Source organism: Xanthomonas populi (assembly GCF_002940065.1).
Lineage (GTDB): Bacteria > Pseudomonadota > Gammaproteobacteria > Xanthomonadales > Xanthomonadaceae > Xanthomonas > Xanthomonas populi.
In genome coordinates, this window is record NZ_MDEJ01000375.1 from 1 (window position 1) to 331 (window position 331).

Genomic DNA, 331 nt, shown 5'->3' on the forward strand with positions numbered 1-331 from the left:
CAGACGGTTCTGACGGATAACGGCATCCAGTTCACCAACCGCAGTTCCGACCGATATGCCTGTGCGCATCTCTTCACTCGCGTCTGCGAGGAGCACGGCATCGAACACCGCTTGACCAAGGTTAAGCATCCCTGGACCAACGGGCAGGTCGAACGGATGAACCGGACCATCAAGGAAGCCACTGTCAAACGCTTCCATTACGACGATCACGCACAACTGCAACAGCATGTGGCCAACGTCATCGACGCCTACAACGACGGTCGCAGGCTCAAAGCCCTGCAGGGTCTGACACCGTACGAATTCATCTGCACGCAGTGGACATCCGAACCCG

The 331-nt window shown here is 57.4% G+C and carries 1 protein-coding gene; it reads left to right on the forward strand.

What is annotated here, in order from left to right; translation table 11 throughout:
- The coding region (locus tag XpopCFBP1817_RS21340) for an integrase core domain-containing protein (protein WP_146090220.1) at positions 1 to 331 on the forward strand (331 nt) is incomplete at both ends.